The organism is Streptomyces sp. CA-135486, assembly GCF_050936555.1.
Classification (GTDB): Bacteria; Actinomycetota; Actinomycetes; order Streptomycetales; family Streptomycetaceae; genus Streptomyces.
The window spans coordinates 363,520-379,119 of record NZ_JBNJMM010000002.1 but is presented as its reverse complement, the minus strand read 5'-3'; the positions used below and the strand labels follow the sequence as shown (position 1 = coordinate 379,119).

The window sequence follows — 15,600 nt, the reverse complement described above, 5'->3', positions numbered from 1 at the left end:
CACGCTTATGCGGCGGCAAGCCGCCGGAACAACAAGAGGAGCACCCGTCGCCGGGCGGGGGTGCTCCTCTTGCTTGTCCGCGCCGGTCGGTGGCGGGTCAGAACGCCGCTTCCTGCTGGTGGGGGGCGAGGGTGGCGGCGCGGGTCATCTCGATGTAGCGGGCGGCGCTGGTGCGTCCCCAGTCGATGAGCACGCCGCGTGCGGCGAGGGTCGGTTGCAGCCGCTTGAGCCGGTCGGAGAGGACCTTGCCGGTGGTGGGCCAGCCCTTGGGCAGGGGACGGCACTCCTCACCGCTGTAGAGGGTGGTGAGGCAGTGCAGCCACTCCGAGGACGTCATGCGGACTTCCGCTCCCGCGTCGAGTTCGCCGGCGTGCTTCAGGACCGTCTGTGCCAGCAGGTCACCTTCGATGACGTCGTCGTTGAGGTCGTCGAGGCTGGCCCGGTAGGCGGCCAGCGAGGCGAAGCCGGTAGCCGCATCGAGCTGCGCACACAGGTGGGCGAAGTCGGCCATCCGCAGGTCGGTGGGGGTGTCCGCCTGCGCGGCCCGCACCTTGACCGTCAGGTCGAGCAGGGAGCCGAGAACGACGGGGAGGATCTCCGCGTACTCCGCCCACAGCTCTGCCTCGGTGCGCCGTACCCGGGGCCGTACGAGACGGAGCGGGAGGAGGCGTTCGGCGAGGTCGGGGCGGATGACGCCGACGTCGATACCGGTCAGGAGCATGGGGCGCCGGTAGCGGGAGCGGACGACGTCGCCGTCGGTGAACAGCGCGCGCTTGATGCTCTCGGCGCCGGTGACGATGCAGCACATGAGGTCGGACAGGTCCGGGGGCAGGTGGGAGAGGTTGTCCAGGGCGGTGACCCATCCGGCAGCAACGGCCGTGATCATGTTCTCCTCGTCCTTCGGAGCCCGGCGCAGGTCGCCGCTCATCCCCTCGATGACCCGCACGAGCATCCGGCCGCCGGTGGACTTGCCCGCCCCCTGGGGGCCGGTGAGGAAGGGTGCGGGGACGGGCACGGAGGGTTCCAGGCAGCCGATCAGCCAGGCCAGGGCCAGGCATTCGGTCTCGGCGCCGGCGAAGTTGCACAGGCGGAGCAGGTGATCGATGCCCTTGCCGTTGGTGTCCTTGGCGGGCAGGGGGAGTTCTCCGGTGAGCTGGGTGCGCCGCCAGCAGACTTCCTGCGGGTCGGGGGTGCGGATGTCCCATCCGGTGGGGTGGATGCGGACTGACTGGCCGTCGGTGCGGCCCAGGTCGAGCCAGGTCGCGCCGTCGAACCCGGGCGCCACGCGGATGTGGGTGGGCTGTACGTCCTCGGTCAGGGCGAGTGCTTCGATCAAGTCCAGTGCCTCCTTGAGTGCCGTGCCGTTGAACACGCCGATCCCGTCCTTGAAGAGACCGACCATGAGTTCCTGCCGGTGGCTGCCCGTGGTGCCCTGGGAGCGGATCGGGCGGGCGACGGGGTGGCCGTTCTTCTGCGCGTAGACGGTGCCGTCGATGGTGCGGAAGTACCGGAAGTGCGCCTGCGCGTAGTCGGTGATGACCTTGCGGGCGGGAGTCTTCTCGTCGTCGTCGGACACGGTCACATCCCCAGTGCGGTGCGGGCGTTGGTCCACGCGTCGGTGCAGTGCCGGGCGGTTTCGCCCTTGGCCTGCGCGGCGGTGAACAGCCGCGCGACATGGGCATCAGTGAGGCAGCCGCACCGGCCATGCGTGGACAGCACGGCGAGGAACGTGCGGTACACGGTCGCGTGGATCGCGCTGCGGGCCTCGGTGATGCGCTGCTCCGCCATGGCAATGCCACGCTCCAGGTAGGTGGGCGTGCGGTGACGGCACTCTCCCTCGCCGCCCCCCAGGGGCACTGACAGCGCCTGTCGGGCCCTACGAACCTGGGACGGCTCCTTTACTGCCAGGGCGCGTACAGCGGCCGGGAGAGCAGCCGTGGCACCCACCCCCTGGCCCAGCCAACGGGCGTACTGCATAAGGGACTTGATGTCCACACCGGGCCGGACCGCGTTCGAGGACGCCATGGTGCCCCGGTAGATCCGGTGCTCACCCCGAGTCGTGCGCACGATGCGGGTCGCGGGCAGGCTCGCACGCGCCCACGCGATGGCCTCCGCGTTGTCGAGGTCGACCACAGTCAGGCCAGCGCCGCCGGGGTGGTACGCGACCGCCGCCGCTTCCCCCCACGCTCGCACCCACACCGGCGAGTTGATGACGCGGGGGTCGAGGGTGGCGGCAGCCCAGCCGTGGCAGGGCGCCGGGCAGGCGCAGGGGCCCGCGCTCTTCATGTTCGGCCGGCCGCCGCACGCGTTGTTGGCACAGGAGCGGCAGTTCCCGAACGGCAGCTTTCCCGCCCGCAGGGGCAGGGGCGGGACGCCGGAGGCTGCGAGCCGCAGCGCGGTGCGCAGATGCTCGCTCACGCCGCCACCCCCAAGGCCGGGCGGACCGGGATGCCAGTGGGCACGGAGACGATGTGTGCGGCCAGCAGCGGCGGCACGGCGTTGCCGACTTGCTCGAACTGCTTGGTTCGGGTCCCGTGGAAGGGGTGATCGGTTGGGAACGATTGGAGAATCGCCGCTTCCGCAAGCGTCAGGTTGCGCTCCTCGACGCCGTCCCCCACCCACTTGCAGCGGTTCGCGGTACTGGTGATGGTGAAAGCGGGTTCGCTCAGTGCCCGCTCGTACCGTTCGACGTCGCCGGAGGGCAGCTTCCAACCCTGCCCGCTGCGCAGCTTCCAGGAGCGCGCCCGACCAGTCAGCGCGTTGCTCGGGCCGTCGGCCGTGAACTCGTTGCCGCCGACCGCCCGCCCACGCCCATCCCTGGGGCGGTCGCCGCGCGTGTTGACCGTGACACCGGACGGCAGGCCCAACGCGTCCGCCATGGACACCCAGGCAGCCGGGCGCCCGCCGAACAGATCGGTCGCCGGGCATTTGGCGTGCGTCGGATCGGGCGCGGTCACACGGCGGATGCGGGAGGCCAGGAGAATCGCCCGCTTCCGGGTCTGCGGCACGCCGTAGTCGGCTGCGTTGAGGATGCCGACCCACACGCTGTAACCCCAGCCGCGCAGGATGCCGGCGTACTGCTGGAACAGCGGGAGGACGTCGGGGACCTCCTCCAGGCACGCCCACTCGGGGCGCAGGTCGTACAGCCAGCGCATCGGCTCTGCGGCGAGCAGGGACCGCTTGTCCTTGCACTGAACGAGGAGTTCCGTACGGGTGTCGCGGCCATGGGCGAGGTCGCGAACGGCCTGGTGCACGAGCGCCTGATCGGCGACCCCGCCGCGCTTCCCGGCGCGGGACCACGCCTGGCACGGTGGCGACGCGATCAGCCCTTTGATGCGGTCCTTGAACAGGTCGGTCGGGTAGGCGGCTACGTCGGTCTGAATGGTCGCGTGGCCGGCGGCGTGCGCGGTCCTGCACGCCGCTGTGTCCCACTCCAGGCCGATGTCGGCCAGACCGAGCATGCGCAGGCCCTCTGCCCAGCCACCAGGCCCACGGAACAGTTCAACGATGTCGTTGGGGACGCACTTGGTTGAGAACCCGTCCACAACCCTCAAGGGTCGGGACGCGGCCGGTGCTCGCCGGATGTCGGTCGGTTCGGTCATGCTGGATGTCTCCAGTTCCTTGAAGGTGACTGGTTGGCAAGGGCGGCCCCGGATCTTTGGCGAGATGAGGGGGCCGCCCTTGGCATAGCTACTGGTCGGAGAGCGTGAGGGCGTACTGCTGACGGACGTAGGCGCGCGGGTCGCAGATCACGCCGGGCTGGTCGATGTCGAGCAGGAACACAGCCGCCGCGTAGGCGGTGTCGGTGGCGTCGCTGTCCGTGGCGTCGGGTTCGTCGAGCAGGGCGATGCGGTCGAGTAGGGCGGCCTTGCGCAGGTAGAACTCACGGTCGAGTTCGGTGTAGCACTCTGCGTCGGCCAGGAAGCGGGCCGTCCAGCCGATCTCACTGTTGATGCTGGGAGCGTCGGCGTATGCCTGCTCGGGGGTGGGCCAGTCCTGCGGGGTGGGGCGGTGATCGGCGGTGAGGTAGAAGCGGGTGCGCTTGCCGTCGCGGGTCGGGTACTGGCGCACGTCGCCGGTCGTGAACGCGGCGTTCAGCGCGGTGGTGACGCGGTCGGCGTCGGCGGGGTCGCAGAGGACGCGGATCTCGAACACGGAGGCTCCTGTCAGCCGTTGAAGTGGTTGCGCTTGAACACGGCCTTGCGGATGTGGAAGGTGTTGCCGCCGTTGTGGCCGCTCGCGCTGAAGACCTGCACGGCGATCCAGCCGCCGAAGATGACGGCGGCGAGGATGATGAGCTGGTGGACCAGCGCGGCGAGGGCGGCGATGAAGGTGGTCAGCAGGACCAGGCCGCCGCACACGGCGCCGAACCCGATGCCTCCGAGGGCGATGTTCACCGCCGTGCGCGAGACGGCCGGCTTGGTCGCGACCGATTCGGGCTTGACGGGCTCGATGGCGTAGCCGGTGACGACGCGGCCGTCCGGCAGGACGACGCTCGCCACGGCCGGGATGCTGCCCGGCTGCACGGGCACGAGCGGTGCGGCGTGCGGTACCGGGGCGAGCGGCGTGGGGTGGTGGACCTCCACAGCCGCCACATCGTGCCCGGCGGGACGGTGCCAGTCGTAGGGCGTGGTGGGCTCGTTCACGTCCTGGTCTCCCCTTCTAGCGGCCGATGTCGGCGAGCGCGCCGGTCACGGCGGTGACGAGCTGGTTGACGGTGTCGCTCGCGTCGGTGGCGGCGAGGTAGAAGCCGAAGAGCGCGGCGACGACGGCCGCGCCGAAGCCCAGCGCCTTGAAGCGCAGCAGCAGGGCGAGGCCACCGGCGAGCAGCAGCACGAGCGGGATGGTGATGACCATGGGTCCTCCGGAGCGGGTCAGCGGGTGCCGGCGCGGTAGGTCCGCGCGGCGCGGTTGTAGATCCAGCGGCCGACGCGTATGCGCTTGCCGGTGGCGTGGCAGCGGCGGCAGTCCTTGCCGCGCTTGAGGCGTCCCTTGCGGTCGGCCTTGAGCGCGTGACCCATGCCGGAGCACTTGCGGCAGTCGCCGAACGGGCTCAGCCAGCACTTGACGCTGTAACCGAGCGTGACGAACATCAGGCAGGCGAAAGCGAGCAGAGGAAGGCTCATCAGGGGCCTCTCAGGCAGGGTTTGAAGGGTTTCCGCAGGTGGGCCGCTATTCGCTAGCGGCCTGATCAGGAGTGGTTTTGGTCGCTAGCAGGGTCGCTTGCGCAAGCGACGGGCGATGCTTGCGCAAGCGACCCCCGGAGACCTATCCGGCGTCCCTCTTCTTGTTGCGCTCCGTAATCGCGGCGGCGAGGTCGTCGCGCTTGATGCCGCGCTTGTTGACCGTCTTGCCGTCGATACGGCGGCTGATCTGTTCGGTTGCCACGCCGAACGGCTTGAGCGCTGCGGTGAGCGCTTCCGCCTTGGGCTTGGCGTCCAGCTCAGCCCACGGCCCGTAGGTCTCGGGGCGCAGGTCGGCGAGGCGGTCGACGATGGTCTCGGACCACACCTTGGCCTCGCCCTTGCCGAGCACGGCCGCCACGTCGTCCAGGATCGTCGCGGACACCTCCGGGGCCGGAGCCTCGCCGGCCGCGTCGCCGGTCAGCGTGCCCTCGGCCTCCCGCAGCGCGGCAGCCCTGGTCAGGATGCGCTCCGCGTCGCGGCCGTCGGCGAGGTAGGTCCGCACGATCCCGGAGTCGTCCGACATGCCCTTGAGCAGCCCCACGCCCTTGTGCGACTTCAGCAGCTTGGACGCGTCCAGACCCTCGGAGTACGAGCCCGCACCGAGGATGACGTCCGAGACCTGGTAGGCACCGACCCGCAGCGCGAACCGGGCCTGATGCTGGTCACGCAGCTCCGAGGGGCACGCCTTGTCGTCCGGCTTCTGCGTGGACGTCATCACGCTCACGCCGACCGCCGGGGCGACCCGGGCGAGGTAGACCAGCAGAGACAGGATCTCCTTGCCGTGCTCGGGGTGAGTCAAGTACTCCTGCACCTCGTCGACCACGAACAGGGTCAGGGGCATGTTCAGCTTCTTGTCCCGGCTGATCTCCGGGGTGAGCTTGCCCTCCGGGCAGATGTGCAGCGGCAGTTCCGAGAGCCGGTGGTACCGGTCCTCGACGTCCGCCTTCAACTCCCGCAGCGAGGTCAGCAGATGCACCACCGGATCGAACCCGTTCTTCGGGACGATGCCGAACCCGATGCGATGGGCGACCTTGGTGAACTTGCGCCAGTCCGGCGACGCCTTGCCGTCGAACACGTACAGACGCACGTACGGATCCAGCGCGGCGGCGAGCGCGATGGTCCGCGCAGAGAACGTCTTGCCCTGCCTCGGGACGGCACCGACCAGCAGCGACAGCCACAGCATGGTGGCCATGACCGGGTTGCCCCGCTCGTCCACGCCCCACGGGAACGGCTTCCAGAAGTCCACCCGAGTCGCGCCCAACAGCGGGGTCTTGCCAGAGGGGACGGCGAGCGGGTCACGGTCGGCGATCCAGTACGACACCCGCCGACCGCTCGTCTCGTCCTTGTCGAGGAAGAGCTGAGTCGGCGCGATGTCCATGCCGGAGGCGAGCCGCGCGTGCGCCTTGACGGCGTCCTCGAACGTCTTGCCGTACGGCAGGTCCACGACCACCCGCCATCCGTCGCCGTCCCTGCCGATCGGCCGCGGGAAGGCAATCGACTGATCCTTGGTGGTCAGTCCGGACGCATCGTGAGCGCGGATGACGATGTCCGAGGACAACTTGCGCTTGCGGAACGTCACCTTGGCCATGTCGATCAGCGGCCGGTCCGCCGGCGCCCCGACCGCCCCGAGCGTGGTCGTCAGGGCGGCGATGGACAGCAACAACAGCCACGACGGTGCCATGACGTACAAAGTCAGGGCGGCGGCGAGGCCGATGAACCCGGCGATCGTGGCGACGATGCCCCGGAGCCTCACGCGGTCGTTGCGCTGCCGCGAGAGCTTCAGGTACTCGGCAGCGTCCTCGTTGGCCACGGAGGCGAGGCGCAGGGACTTGCCTTCCGCGTCGAACACCCACCGGCCGATCGCGGCCGACCAGCGCCATGCCCCGCGCGGCGAGTAGAACAGCACCTTGGGCGTGTAGATGCACGGCAGGCGAACGGCGTGGTAGCCGATCACAGCCGAGTAGTGCCGGACGGCCCACTTGCGGACGGCCGTGCGCTGGTCAGGGAGCTTGACCCAGTCCGGCAGGACCGGCATACGGGCCTTGTCCTTGGCCTCCATCCACTCACTGACCGAGGGCGGGTAGGCATCGCGCGGCGGGTCGACCGGGGCGCCCTCGGTCAGGCCGTCGCCCTCGGGGTCGTCGGCGTCGGGGAGTTCGGCCTCCCACTCGCCCGGCTTGGCCTCGCCCCCGGCGAGTGCCTCGGGGGCGGGGTCGGTGTCCTTCTTGAGGGGGAACGGCAGCACGGCGGCCGTCCGCTCGTCGGTGCCCTCCGGCTCGTCCGGGGGCGGGAACACGGGGTTCTCCGTCACGATGTACGGGCTCCTTCGGGAGTCGAAGGGTCCGGCCGACTTGCTGTGGAAGGTGGACGGCCGGACCCGGGTTTCGGATGGTTCAGGCAGCGCGCTGTTCCTCGGGGTCGGCGCAGGTCACGCAGGTTCCGAGCGAGGTCGGGATGACGTATCCGGCGTCCTGGCCGCACTCGGGGCAGCGGCGGCGAGCGCGCATCATCGCGGCGTGCGCGCGCCACATGCCCGGCGTCATCGGCCGGACCGGGCGCGCCAGGTCGATGCGGTACAGCTACGCGGTCAGCGGCTTGCGCCGGCGACGCGGGCGCAGCATCTGTGCGGCGATGCCCTGGCGACCCGGGCTCAGTCCCCGGCCACGCAGTTGGCGACGGGTGGCCAAGCCGTCCGGGGCCAGACGCCACGGGTAGGTGGGGATGCCGAACTTGGTGCCGCCCGGGTCCCAGAACCGCACACTCACGCCACGCGCTTCCACGCGGCGCGCAAGCGGACCTCGGATGCGGAGTGTCCGGCAGCGCGAAACCGGGCGGCCATCTCGCGATACGACAGAGCGGGCGTCTCGCTGTTGCGGATCTCGTCGACCAGCGCGTCAAGCGCCTCGTCGGTGAGCGCGGGACCGGCCTCCAGTGTGAGAGCGGGGACAGGCTCCGTAGGACCCCAGACGGGGAGTTCCCAACGGGGCGTGACGCCGGGTGTGACGGGGGTCGTCACGCTGGTCAGCGCCCTGCCGGTGTCCTTGCCCTGCCGTGCCGTCTCCAGCGTCGACCAGGCCCGTGACAGGATCTTGGCGGTCTTCGCCTGGACGCGGGCGACGCGAGCGCCGGCCGCCGTCACGGCGGTCAGCCGGGTCTCTTCGGTGGTAGCGTCTGCCCGCAGTCGAGCACGGGCCACGGCCGCATCGTCGCGGGCTTCCTGCTGAATGCCCCGGATCGCGTCCAGCGCCACCGGAGTGAGCGCGGTGCGCTCCCACAGCCCGTGCACCAGCCACAGCGCCTTGGCTGCAATCGGCAGCCACGCCACGGCCAGCCACGCGGCGGCGGACTCCTCAACGGTGAGTGCGTGCGCCACCAGGACGCCAGCCGCGACCAGACCGAAGCACCAGCCGACACCGGTCACCACTCGGCTGTGGTCGCCCTGTGCCGCCAGGCGGCGTTCGTAGGCGAGGGTGGCCAGCCACCCGCCGTCGATTCCCAGACCGACGACCAAAGCGACCGGCCACGGCACGGCCGTCCCCAGCCACATCACGACCACGGCCAGGGTGAGCACCATGGACACCGCCGTCATCGCAACGGCGGGCAGCACGGTCTTGGCCTTCATGCCGCACCCCCGAGCGTGAGCAGGGCGGCGAGGATGAGCAGGGCGCCACCGCTCAGGGTCAGGTCGACCGCGCGGCGCAGGCAGGTGAACTTGGCGACCGCCAGCCGGGACAGCCCGGCGATATCGGCGGCCAGATCGGTGGAGACGACGGCGGTGATCTCCTCGGCCGTGAGGGTGGCCCACAGCGGGAAGCCGTGCCGACCGCGCAGGTTCGGCCGCGTGGAGCGCAGCAGCAGTCCGGCCGCGCCGACCAGCAGCGCCATACCGACCCCGCCCACCACAGCGGCGGGAACGGTCAGCGGGAGGCCGCGGGCGACCGTCCAGGTACCGGCGAGCACCGCGCCGACGAACGCTAGCAACAGAGCGGTCTTGGTGTCGGTCCGTGCGATCTCCGCCTTCACTTCGGCGTGCGCGGCCGTCAAGCTCCTGGTGGTGGTGCTCATGCGGCACCCCCGGACAGGGTCACGCCGGCCGTGCGGTTGGCCAGGGCGCGGCGCTCAGCGAGCACGCGGCGGCGAGCGCGCCGGATACGCCGGGCGTCCAGCTCGGTCGGGGTGCGGTCAAGCGTGATGATCTGGGCGTCGAGCAGGTCGACCTCAGCCAGGATCACGGGCATTTCCTGCCCGATCGCGCGCAGCTCCGCGTGGGTGGGTTCGCGGTCGAAGTCGTCGGCGGTAACAACCGCCTGAGCAGCAGCGATGTGCTTCATGGGTCGTTGTTCCTCTCACAGGTGGAACGGCCCGAACAGCACCCCCGGAGTTGCCCCTCCGGGGGTGCGCGCCGTTGATGGAGAAAGCCGCGCGTCGTGCGCGGCGCGGCCACTGAGCAGTGGCCGAAGTGCCCCGGACCGGACTCGAACCGGTCGGGCTGCCGTACGGGGCACGCCGGTCTTCTCCGCCTTGTTTCCGACCCCTTCGGGCAGGCGGACCACGGGTTACCGGCAGTTCCCTGTGTGAAGTTGTCAAAGATCACTCGCTTCCTTCGAGCCCGTTTCACGGGGCCCTCCGGGCGCTTCCTGATGCAGTACCTGTTTTACAGGTACTGCATAGGGGTCCGTCAAGTACAGCGACGGAACCTCTTGGCTTCGCACCGGGACTTCTTGGTGCACCATCAGAATCGGTGCAGGTCAGGGGAGTTGGACACCCCATGCGTGGACAGCTCCGGTTGATCTGGCTACCGTCAAGAGCTCCCTAGAGCTCCCATCGGGGGTGGAGATGTCCAACGAGCGTCTACGGTCGGCCCTCTTGGCGCAGAGCATGACCATTCAGCAGCTCGCGGAAAAGATCGAGGTCAACCCGAAGACGGTCGAGCGCTGGATCACGCAGGGCAAGGTCCCTTATCGACGCCACCAGTACGCCACGGCGTCTGTCCTGAACGTCGACGTGACAACGCTTTGGGACGACGCACGATCAGTCGACAGCGCCACTGACTTGAGCAAAGCGGAGATCGTCACGGTCTACCCGCATCGCCACGTCGTACCGACCGACCTGTGGCGGGAGATGTGCGAACGCGCCAAGGAGCGCATCGACATCCTCGTCTACGCAGGCATCGGCTTGGCGGAAGACCCGCGCTTCCTGTCGGTCCTCAAGGCGAAATCAAAGAGCGTCGCGATTCGCGTCCTGATGGGCGATCCTGCGTGCGAGGCCGTCATTCGGCGCGGCATCGACGAGGGTCACCGCATCATGGACGGAAAGATCCGCAACGCTCTTGTCAACTACCGCCCTCTGTTCACCAGCCACCCTGAGATCACATTCCGCCTGCATGACACCGTGCTCTACAACTCGATCTACCGTGTGGATGACGAGATGCTCGTCAACACGCACGTGTACGGCATCGGTGCCTACCTGGCGCCGGTGCTGCACCTACGCCGACTCCCCGGGGGCGGGCTCTTCGACACCTTCGCCAATAGCGTTCAGCAGACCTGGGAAGGTGCAAGGGCAGTGACGGAACACGACATCACAGGAGCATGAGCCATGGGACGCATCGACTACCTTCACGACCCCGACGCCCCGCCGGCCAACTCTGTGGTGCCGTCCGTTGTGGCATTTGTGCAGAACGATGCGGGACAGGTCCTGATGATCCAGCGGTCCGACAACGGCCGTTGGGCACTGCCCGGCGGCGGGCACGACGTAGGCGAGTCCATCAGCGACACTGTGGTGCGCGAGGTTTGGGAAGAGACGGGCGTCAAGGCCGAAGTCGTCGACATGTCCGGGATCTACACCGACCCTGGTCACCGGATGCAATACGACGATGGTGAGATCCGCCAGCAGTTCAGCATCTGCTTCCGCGCGCGGCCGGTCGGCGGTGAGCTGCGCACGAGCAACGAGACGACGCAGGTCCGCTGGGTCGACCCAGCGGACCTGTCGAAGCTGGACATCCACCCCACCATGCGGCTCCGGATTGAGCACGCGATGGACGGGACGCGGACCGCTCCCTACATCGGCTGACGCTTGGCGGCGGCCACCCGTTCGAGGACGCGCGACGTGCTCGCGAGGATCTCCGGCTCGGCGCGGCGGATGAACGTGCCGATCAGACTGTCCGGTCCGTACCGTCCGGCGATTTCGTTGACGCGGTCGACCGGATTCGTGGGCGTGCCGTCCGGCGTGGTGTTCATGTCGCAGAAACAGAGGGCGTCATTGAGGTGCGCAGACTCGCGCGGGAACTCGCCCTCCAGCTCTTCGCGCAGGCCGCGCGATTCGGCCTCCATCCAAGAACACGAGTGGTGGGCCACCAGGTTCACGACCCGTGCGTCGGCATGCGCCACGTCACGGAGGTAACGAGCGCCGTCGAGCGGGTGGAATCCCGTCTTAGCCAGATCTGGCGCGTAGCCAATGTCATGTAGGACGGCTGATGCTTCGAGCAGTTCGGCGTCCTGCCCGAGGATGAGCGCGATGGTGCGCGCTCGCTCGGCTACCCCCAGCGAGTGTTGCCACCGTCGCGGCAAGGGCTCGGCGAGCAATGACTCGGCGAGGGGATAGGCCCACTCCGTCAGGTCCGACAAGCTAGGAACGCTCCTCTCGAATCGGCACGGCGCGTACGGTCCGCACCCTGCCTTGCCCTGCGCCTTCCAGCACGCCAGCAGCTTCCAACTTGTCGAGCGCCTTGGTTACGGTGGGGCGTGAGACTCCGAACCTCTCCATTAGGTCGGATGCGCTCAGGAAGGCTGCGCCCACCTCAAACCCTTCAGCGGTGATGATGTCGGCGATGCGCTCATCCAGCGGTCGGCGGTCGGTCTGCTCGCCTTCACGGACGACGCGCCACCGGCCGCCCCGCACCGGCTCGGCGACACCCTCTCTCTCCAGCGCCTTGAATGCACGAAGGACAACCCCGCGCGAGACGTTGTGATCGCGTATGAGATCTGCGGCAGGCGGAAGCTGCGTCATCTGCGGGTCCGCCCTGATCTGGGCCTTCACCAACTCTGCGATCTGCAAGAAGGTCCCCCGAGGGCTGGCCTGCTGTGACACGCGCTCTCCCTCCCTGTTGGCTCGCCGTCTGGCTCAAGCTTCCCACGCTCGGCTCTCTCGGCGGCCAGTGGCTCAAGCTGCGACGATCCCCGTTGTTGCCGCGCGGGTCGACTTAGAATGGCTGACCAGCCCAATTACCGAAATTTCTGATCGCTCCACGAAGCCGGCCTAGGTGCAGGGAGGGGCGGATTATGATCCTCAGGAAGCAACGCTTCGTCGATCGGTCGACAGCTAACAGGCTCGTCTACAACCAGGCGTCGATTTGGGCCTTCCCTGACTGTTCCCTCTACGATCACCGCTCGGTGTTTGCTGTGCCATGACATGGCCTCCAGGTATTGGTCATACCTAAGTCGAACCCGAATCTCGGACGCCCTGCCATGTCGGACTGTGGAAATCGTGATGTATCCCCAGGGGTCATCCACGACATGACGAAGTTCAACGATGCCGCCGGAGAAGATGGAGCGTGGCTCGACACGGTGGCGCTTTAGGATATCGGCAGCGTGCTCAATTTTTTCCCTGGCGTCCGAGGGTAGCTCGACACTTCGGGGCATAGTTTCCGGCGCACTCACGGCGGGAGCCCATTCAAACTGGGCCTTGAATTCTCCAATCGATGGCTCTTCGAGGATCTTGGATAGGGCGGTGCAAAACTCTCGACTTACTCCGCGTTCAACTGCGAGATGCAAGTCACGCATTGTTGGCATTTTTTCAGGTTGCACGATGACTTCTTGAACTGCGAGCAGGGATTGAGCGAGCGTGCGCGTGACGCGCCGTTCAAATGGCTCAGGAGCAGCCCGGAAGAGTTCCAACGACTCATCCCCCTGACGCGTGTTGTCAGGTGCCTGCATTCGGGGGAGGGGGACCAATACAGGAATCATGAAAGGGCCACGAACGGTATGGTCCATCCTTGCCCGCTCCAGGACGGTGTCGCCTTGCCTGGCGTAATTACCGGCAATGTGACTCCGCTCATTCCATGCTGTGGTTCCACTAGCCCTAAGGATTGAGCGCGCGGAGCTTATAACCGTCGAGGCTGCTCCTAGAGGGATTGTCTCCGAGGGGGACTGCTCGCTCGCGGCCTGCAAGAGAGTGACATCCATGCGGTAATACCGGATGTAGTTTGTGACGAAACGCTTATCTTTCTGTTCGGCTCTGGCGATGCGCTCCAGAATCCCATCAATGAGGTAGGGGTCTCCCCCTTCAATGTCGGGGACGCCGATGCGACTCTCGTTGCGGATCCACATTGAACCGGCAGGTCCGGGAGCTCGCGCCGCCCAACCCTCAGCCTCAAGATAGTCGCGAATTTGATCGATCGTGGGGAGGCTGGGGCTCGTGATCTCGCTCACCTCGGCGAGAAGCATTCCTCCACCTCCTCTGCCCATTGAGTGAGAGTGCTGATTGTCAGTCGCTGACTTTTCGGTATCACAACGTTCTCTTCGGGCCCGATGCTGTCAACTCGGACCCAGAATGCTGCGGCCTGCTGGTCTGTTCCGGCCGGATGGTGCTCCACCCAATCGGGTCTGTCGTTATGTTCAAGTATGACGAGGACGAAGTATACGGGAACCTTGCATTTATTCCAACGGTCGCGCCAATGCACTTCCGCTGGCCACGTCGCCCCTCGCCCGGATATCTTGAATTGTGACGAGCATTTGATTTGAACGCGAGCGGAGGCGGCGATAAAATCCACGTCCCCGTCGATTGCCATTGCATCCTCGTCGGGAGATGTTTCCTTAAAAGGGAATCCTGCCTGGCTGAAGATCGCCCGGACATACGCGACTCCGAACCGCGCCTTGCATGCCTTATCGCCCAGAACCGTGACAGCAGGATGAGTGTCATCGGGGCGAGGCGTCGGGATGTTGACCCGGGGGTCCTCCGGAGTGTCCATCCGGACATGGTGACCGGTTCAACTGACCATGCGCTAGGGGGCGATGACCGTCGGTCACGCACGATTCGGCTCATGCCGGAGCGTCGCCACGGTCTCAGTTGGGGCCTCGGTCACCCCTGTTCCGTCGCTGTCCACCACTGTCCACCGGGGCCGGCACCCCCTATGAGCAGGCATGCTGCTTGCTTCGCGGATACCCACGGACGCCCCCGGACCAAGATCGGACAACTCGTAATGTGTAGGTCTCGCCCTTAACCGCCCGCGGTCCGCGACGCAGCCTGGCGCGCAGGCGGCAGACGCGGTGCACCCATTGGGCGGTGCGCAGGGCCAGTAGCGCACCACCGGCATGACGGTGATGGCACGCGCCCCAGGCTCACCATGCGGATGGTCGCTCATTCGGCGCACGCTGTGAGGCAACGTGAGAAGAGCTGTACTTACGATCGGGGCAGATCTCCACGTGATGCGGTGGCAGGAGGCACTACCGATGTCCCTTTCGATCTCAGAGCAGCGCCATGCGGTGGACCTGGCCGATAGGTGCATTCGTGTGCTCGCCTTGGATGTGATCTGGACGGGTCGGCTTGCTGAGTCGGATCTCAGTGATGCGTCACGTGAGGATCTAGCCGGTGTTGGGCACGAGATGGTGGCGGAGCTCGAAGCCATCAGGCACAGCGCCAGTTTCGTGCGGGACTTCGCCAAGCACGCGACGCACGATACGAGCAGCATCAGTCCCGACCTCGGGACGTCGCTCAACCACATTGCCAACGACGCTGCCAGATACATCGAGGAGTATGGCCAGCGGGAGATTGACTACCTCGTCCAGAGGTCGGAGATTCTACTCAAGGGCGGGGTTCCGGAGGGGGACCTGCCGAGACGTTTGACGGGCGCCCTGTGCGCCCTCAGCGGCCTCCTACTCATCAGTGGAGGCGCTGGCAGCGTATTCGCTCTAGGTCCTGCTGGAGCCATGATTGCTGCGCCTGCAACAACTGTCGGCTCCGCACTCTTTGGGCGTGGCGTCGGGATTCTCCTCGAATCCCGGGAAGAAAAGAAGCGGGAGGATGAGGTAGCGAAGGAAGCAGAGGAGATGGAAGAGAGAGCGAGAAAGGCTGCGGAGAACGAGAAGGCGAGTGATACGGAGAGCGAGGAGTAACCCCTCCTTTTCCTAGTGCCTGCTTTCGCTGCATGAACGGCGTCGAACTCGCCGTAGAGGGCGCTGCAGCCAAAGCAGCCACGTCCGACCACCCCGCAGTCTGTCCGCCCACTGTCCTCATGATGCGTGGGTCTCGGTCTTGATTCCCCATCTGGCCGTCAGCCACGACGAAAGTTGGCGGGCGGAAGCAGCCGCAGCGAACCCACGCAGCCACGCCATACCTCCGTGGAGAAATCCTGGAGACGATCTAGCGATGGCTGCCCTGTAGCGCCGCCGGAGACCGACACATCCCGACGCTCTGACCT

General features: G+C 67.3%; 18 protein-coding genes and 1 pseudogene. 3 read left to right on the top strand and 16 right to left on the bottom strand.

Going from position 1 to position 15,600, the window contains the following annotated elements; genetic code table 11:
- Positions 1–97: 97 nt before the first annotated feature.
- From ACQEVG_RS20830 to ACQEVG_RS20775, 12 genes and pseudogenes are all read right to left on the bottom strand, one after another.
- Positions 98–1,582, bottom strand: coding sequence for an ATP-binding protein (locus tag ACQEVG_RS20830; protein ID WP_432986155.1), 1,485 nt, complete (start codon positions 1,580–1,582; stop codon positions 98–100).
- Positions 1,579–2,418 carry a bifunctional DNA primase/polymerase gene (locus ACQEVG_RS20825; RefSeq protein WP_432986153.1) on the bottom strand — a complete coding sequence of 280 codons (840 nt, stop codon included), beginning with the start codon at positions 2,416–2,418 and terminating at the stop codon, positions 1,579–1,581. Before ACQEVG_RS20825 ends, ACQEVG_RS20830 begins: the two co-directional genes overlap by 4 nt.
- Positions 2,415–3,602, bottom strand: a complete 1,188-nt coding sequence (locus ACQEVG_RS20820) for a DNA cytosine methyltransferase (protein WP_432986151.1) — start codon at positions 3,600–3,602, stop codon at positions 2,415–2,417. The genes ACQEVG_RS20825 and ACQEVG_RS20820 overlap by 4 nt, the downstream gene beginning before the upstream one ends.
- Positions 3,603–3,690: 88 nt before the next feature.
- A complete protein-coding gene (locus ACQEVG_RS20815) occupies positions 3,691–4,155 on the bottom strand; it encodes a hypothetical protein (RefSeq protein WP_432986149.1) in 465 nt (154 codons plus the stop codon).
- Between the two features lie 11 nt (positions 4,156–4,166).
- Positions 4,167–4,646, bottom strand: a complete 480-nt coding sequence (locus ACQEVG_RS20810; RefSeq protein ID WP_432986147.1) for a hypothetical protein — start codon at positions 4,644–4,646, stop codon at positions 4,167–4,169.
- 16 nt (positions 4,647–4,662) lie between these two features.
- Positions 4,663–4,857 (bottom strand): hypothetical protein, encoded by a 195-nt coding sequence (locus ACQEVG_RS20805; protein WP_125528115.1) that lies wholly within the window; start codon positions 4,855–4,857, stop codon positions 4,663–4,665.
- A 17-nt stretch (positions 4,858–4,874) separates the two neighbouring features.
- On the bottom strand, positions 4,875–5,126 hold the full coding sequence (locus ACQEVG_RS20800) for a hypothetical protein (RefSeq protein WP_432986145.1): 252 nt from the start codon (positions 5,124–5,126) through the stop codon (positions 4,875–4,877).
- 142 nt (positions 5,127–5,268) lie between these two features.
- The gene (locus ACQEVG_RS20795; protein WP_432986143.1) at positions 5,269–7,497 is read right to left on the bottom strand and encodes a cell division protein FtsK; all 2,229 of its coding nucleotides are present in this window, start codon (positions 7,495–7,497) and stop codon (positions 5,269–5,271) included.
- Positions 7,498–7,579: 82 nt separating this feature from the next.
- Positions 7,580–7,945, bottom strand: a pseudogene (locus ACQEVG_RS20790) (RRQRL motif-containing zinc-binding protein).
- A gap of 2 nt (positions 7,946–7,947) precedes the next feature.
- A complete protein-coding gene (locus ACQEVG_RS20785; protein WP_432986141.1) occupies positions 7,948–8,808 on the bottom strand; it encodes a protein spdB in 861 nt (286 codons plus the stop codon).
- A complete protein-coding gene (locus ACQEVG_RS20780) occupies positions 8,805–9,251 on the bottom strand; it encodes a Pycsar system effector family protein (RefSeq protein ID WP_432986139.1) in 447 nt (148 codons plus the stop codon). Before ACQEVG_RS20780 ends, ACQEVG_RS20785 begins: the two co-directional genes overlap by 4 nt.
- The gene (locus ACQEVG_RS20775; protein WP_432986137.1) at positions 9,248–9,517 is read right to left on the bottom strand and encodes a DUF6284 family protein; all 270 of its coding nucleotides are present in this window, start codon (positions 9,515–9,517) and stop codon (positions 9,248–9,250) included. The genes ACQEVG_RS20780 and ACQEVG_RS20775 overlap by 4 nt, the downstream gene beginning before the upstream one ends.
- Before the next feature lie 547 nt (positions 9,518–10,064).
- Between ACQEVG_RS20775 and ACQEVG_RS20770 the strand changes: the two genes are divergently transcribed.
- Both ACQEVG_RS20770 and ACQEVG_RS20765 read left to right on the top strand, forming a co-directional pair.
- Complete coding sequence (locus ACQEVG_RS20770) at positions 10,065–10,778, top strand: XRE family transcriptional regulator (RefSeq protein WP_432992773.1); 714 nt, start codon at positions 10,065–10,067, stop codon at positions 10,776–10,778.
- A 3-nt stretch (positions 10,779–10,781) separates the two neighbouring features.
- Positions 10,782–11,255, top strand: a complete 474-nt coding sequence (locus tag ACQEVG_RS20765) for an NUDIX domain-containing protein (RefSeq protein ID WP_432986135.1) — start codon at positions 10,782–10,784, stop codon at positions 11,253–11,255.
- Here ACQEVG_RS20765 and ACQEVG_RS20760 read toward each other — a convergent pair.
- From ACQEVG_RS20760 to ACQEVG_RS20745, 4 genes are all read right to left on the bottom strand, one after another.
- Positions 11,243–11,809 (bottom strand): HD domain-containing protein, encoded by a 567-nt coding sequence (locus ACQEVG_RS20760; RefSeq protein ID WP_432986133.1) that lies wholly within the window; start codon positions 11,807–11,809, stop codon positions 11,243–11,245. The two genes, ACQEVG_RS20765 and ACQEVG_RS20760, sit on opposite strands and share 13 nt — an antisense overlap.
- Position 11,810: 1 nt before the next feature.
- On the bottom strand, positions 11,811–12,272 hold the full coding sequence (locus ACQEVG_RS20755) for a GntR family transcriptional regulator (RefSeq protein ID WP_432986131.1): 462 nt from the start codon (positions 12,270–12,272) through the stop codon (positions 11,811–11,813).
- A 134-nt stretch (positions 12,273–12,406) separates the two neighbouring features.
- Positions 12,407–13,627 (bottom strand): hypothetical protein, encoded by a 1,221-nt coding sequence (locus tag ACQEVG_RS20750; RefSeq protein WP_432986129.1) that lies wholly within the window; start codon positions 13,625–13,627, stop codon positions 12,407–12,409.
- A complete protein-coding gene (locus ACQEVG_RS20745; protein ID WP_432986127.1) occupies positions 13,609–14,151 on the bottom strand; it encodes a DUF4365 domain-containing protein in 543 nt (180 codons plus the stop codon). Before ACQEVG_RS20745 ends, ACQEVG_RS20750 begins: the two co-directional genes overlap by 19 nt.
- 481 nt (positions 14,152–14,632) lie before the next feature.
- Between ACQEVG_RS20745 and ACQEVG_RS20740 the strand changes: the two genes are divergently transcribed.
- On the top strand, positions 14,633–15,295 hold the full coding sequence (locus ACQEVG_RS20740; RefSeq protein ID WP_432986125.1) for a hypothetical protein: 663 nt from the start codon (positions 14,633–14,635) through the stop codon (positions 15,293–15,295).
- Positions 15,296–15,600 lie beyond the last annotated feature (305 nt).

Coding starts and splice junctions, on each gene's coding strand:
- ACQEVG_RS20820 (WP_432986151.1), bottom strand. CDS start 3,602: ATGACCGAACCGACCGACATCCGGCGAGCACCGGCCGCGTCCCGACCC.
- ACQEVG_RS20805 (WP_125528115.1), bottom strand. CDS start 4,857: ATGGTCATCACCATCCCGCTCGTGCTGCTGCTCGCCGGTGGCCTCGCC.
- ACQEVG_RS20740 (WP_432986125.1), top strand. CDS start 14,633: ATGTCCCTTTCGATCTCAGAGCAGCGCCATGCGGTGGACCTGGCCGAT.
- ACQEVG_RS20750 (WP_432986129.1), bottom strand. CDS start 13,627: ATGCTTCTCGCCGAGGTGAGCGAGATCACGAGCCCCAGCCTCCCCACG.
- ACQEVG_RS20765 (WP_432986135.1), top strand. CDS start 10,782: ATGGGACGCATCGACTACCTTCACGACCCCGACGCCCCGCCGGCCAAC.
- ACQEVG_RS20785 (WP_432986141.1), bottom strand. CDS start 8,808: ATGAAGGCCAAGACCGTGCTGCCCGCCGTTGCGATGACGGCGGTGTCC.
- ACQEVG_RS20770 (WP_432992773.1), top strand. CDS start 10,065: ATGACCATTCAGCAGCTCGCGGAAAAGATCGAGGTCAACCCGAAGACG.
- ACQEVG_RS20775 (WP_432986137.1), bottom strand. CDS start 9,517: ATGAAGCACATCGCTGCTGCTCAGGCGGTTGTTACCGCCGACGACTTC.
- ACQEVG_RS20800 (WP_432986145.1), bottom strand. CDS start 5,126: ATGAGCCTTCCTCTGCTCGCTTTCGCCTGCCTGATGTTCGTCACGCTC.
- ACQEVG_RS20745 (WP_432986127.1), bottom strand. CDS start 14,151: ATGGACACTCCGGAGGACCCCCGGGTCAACATCCCGACGCCTCGCCCC.
- ACQEVG_RS20780 (WP_432986139.1), bottom strand. CDS start 9,251: ATGAGCACCACCACCAGGAGCTTGACGGCCGCGCACGCCGAAGTGAAG.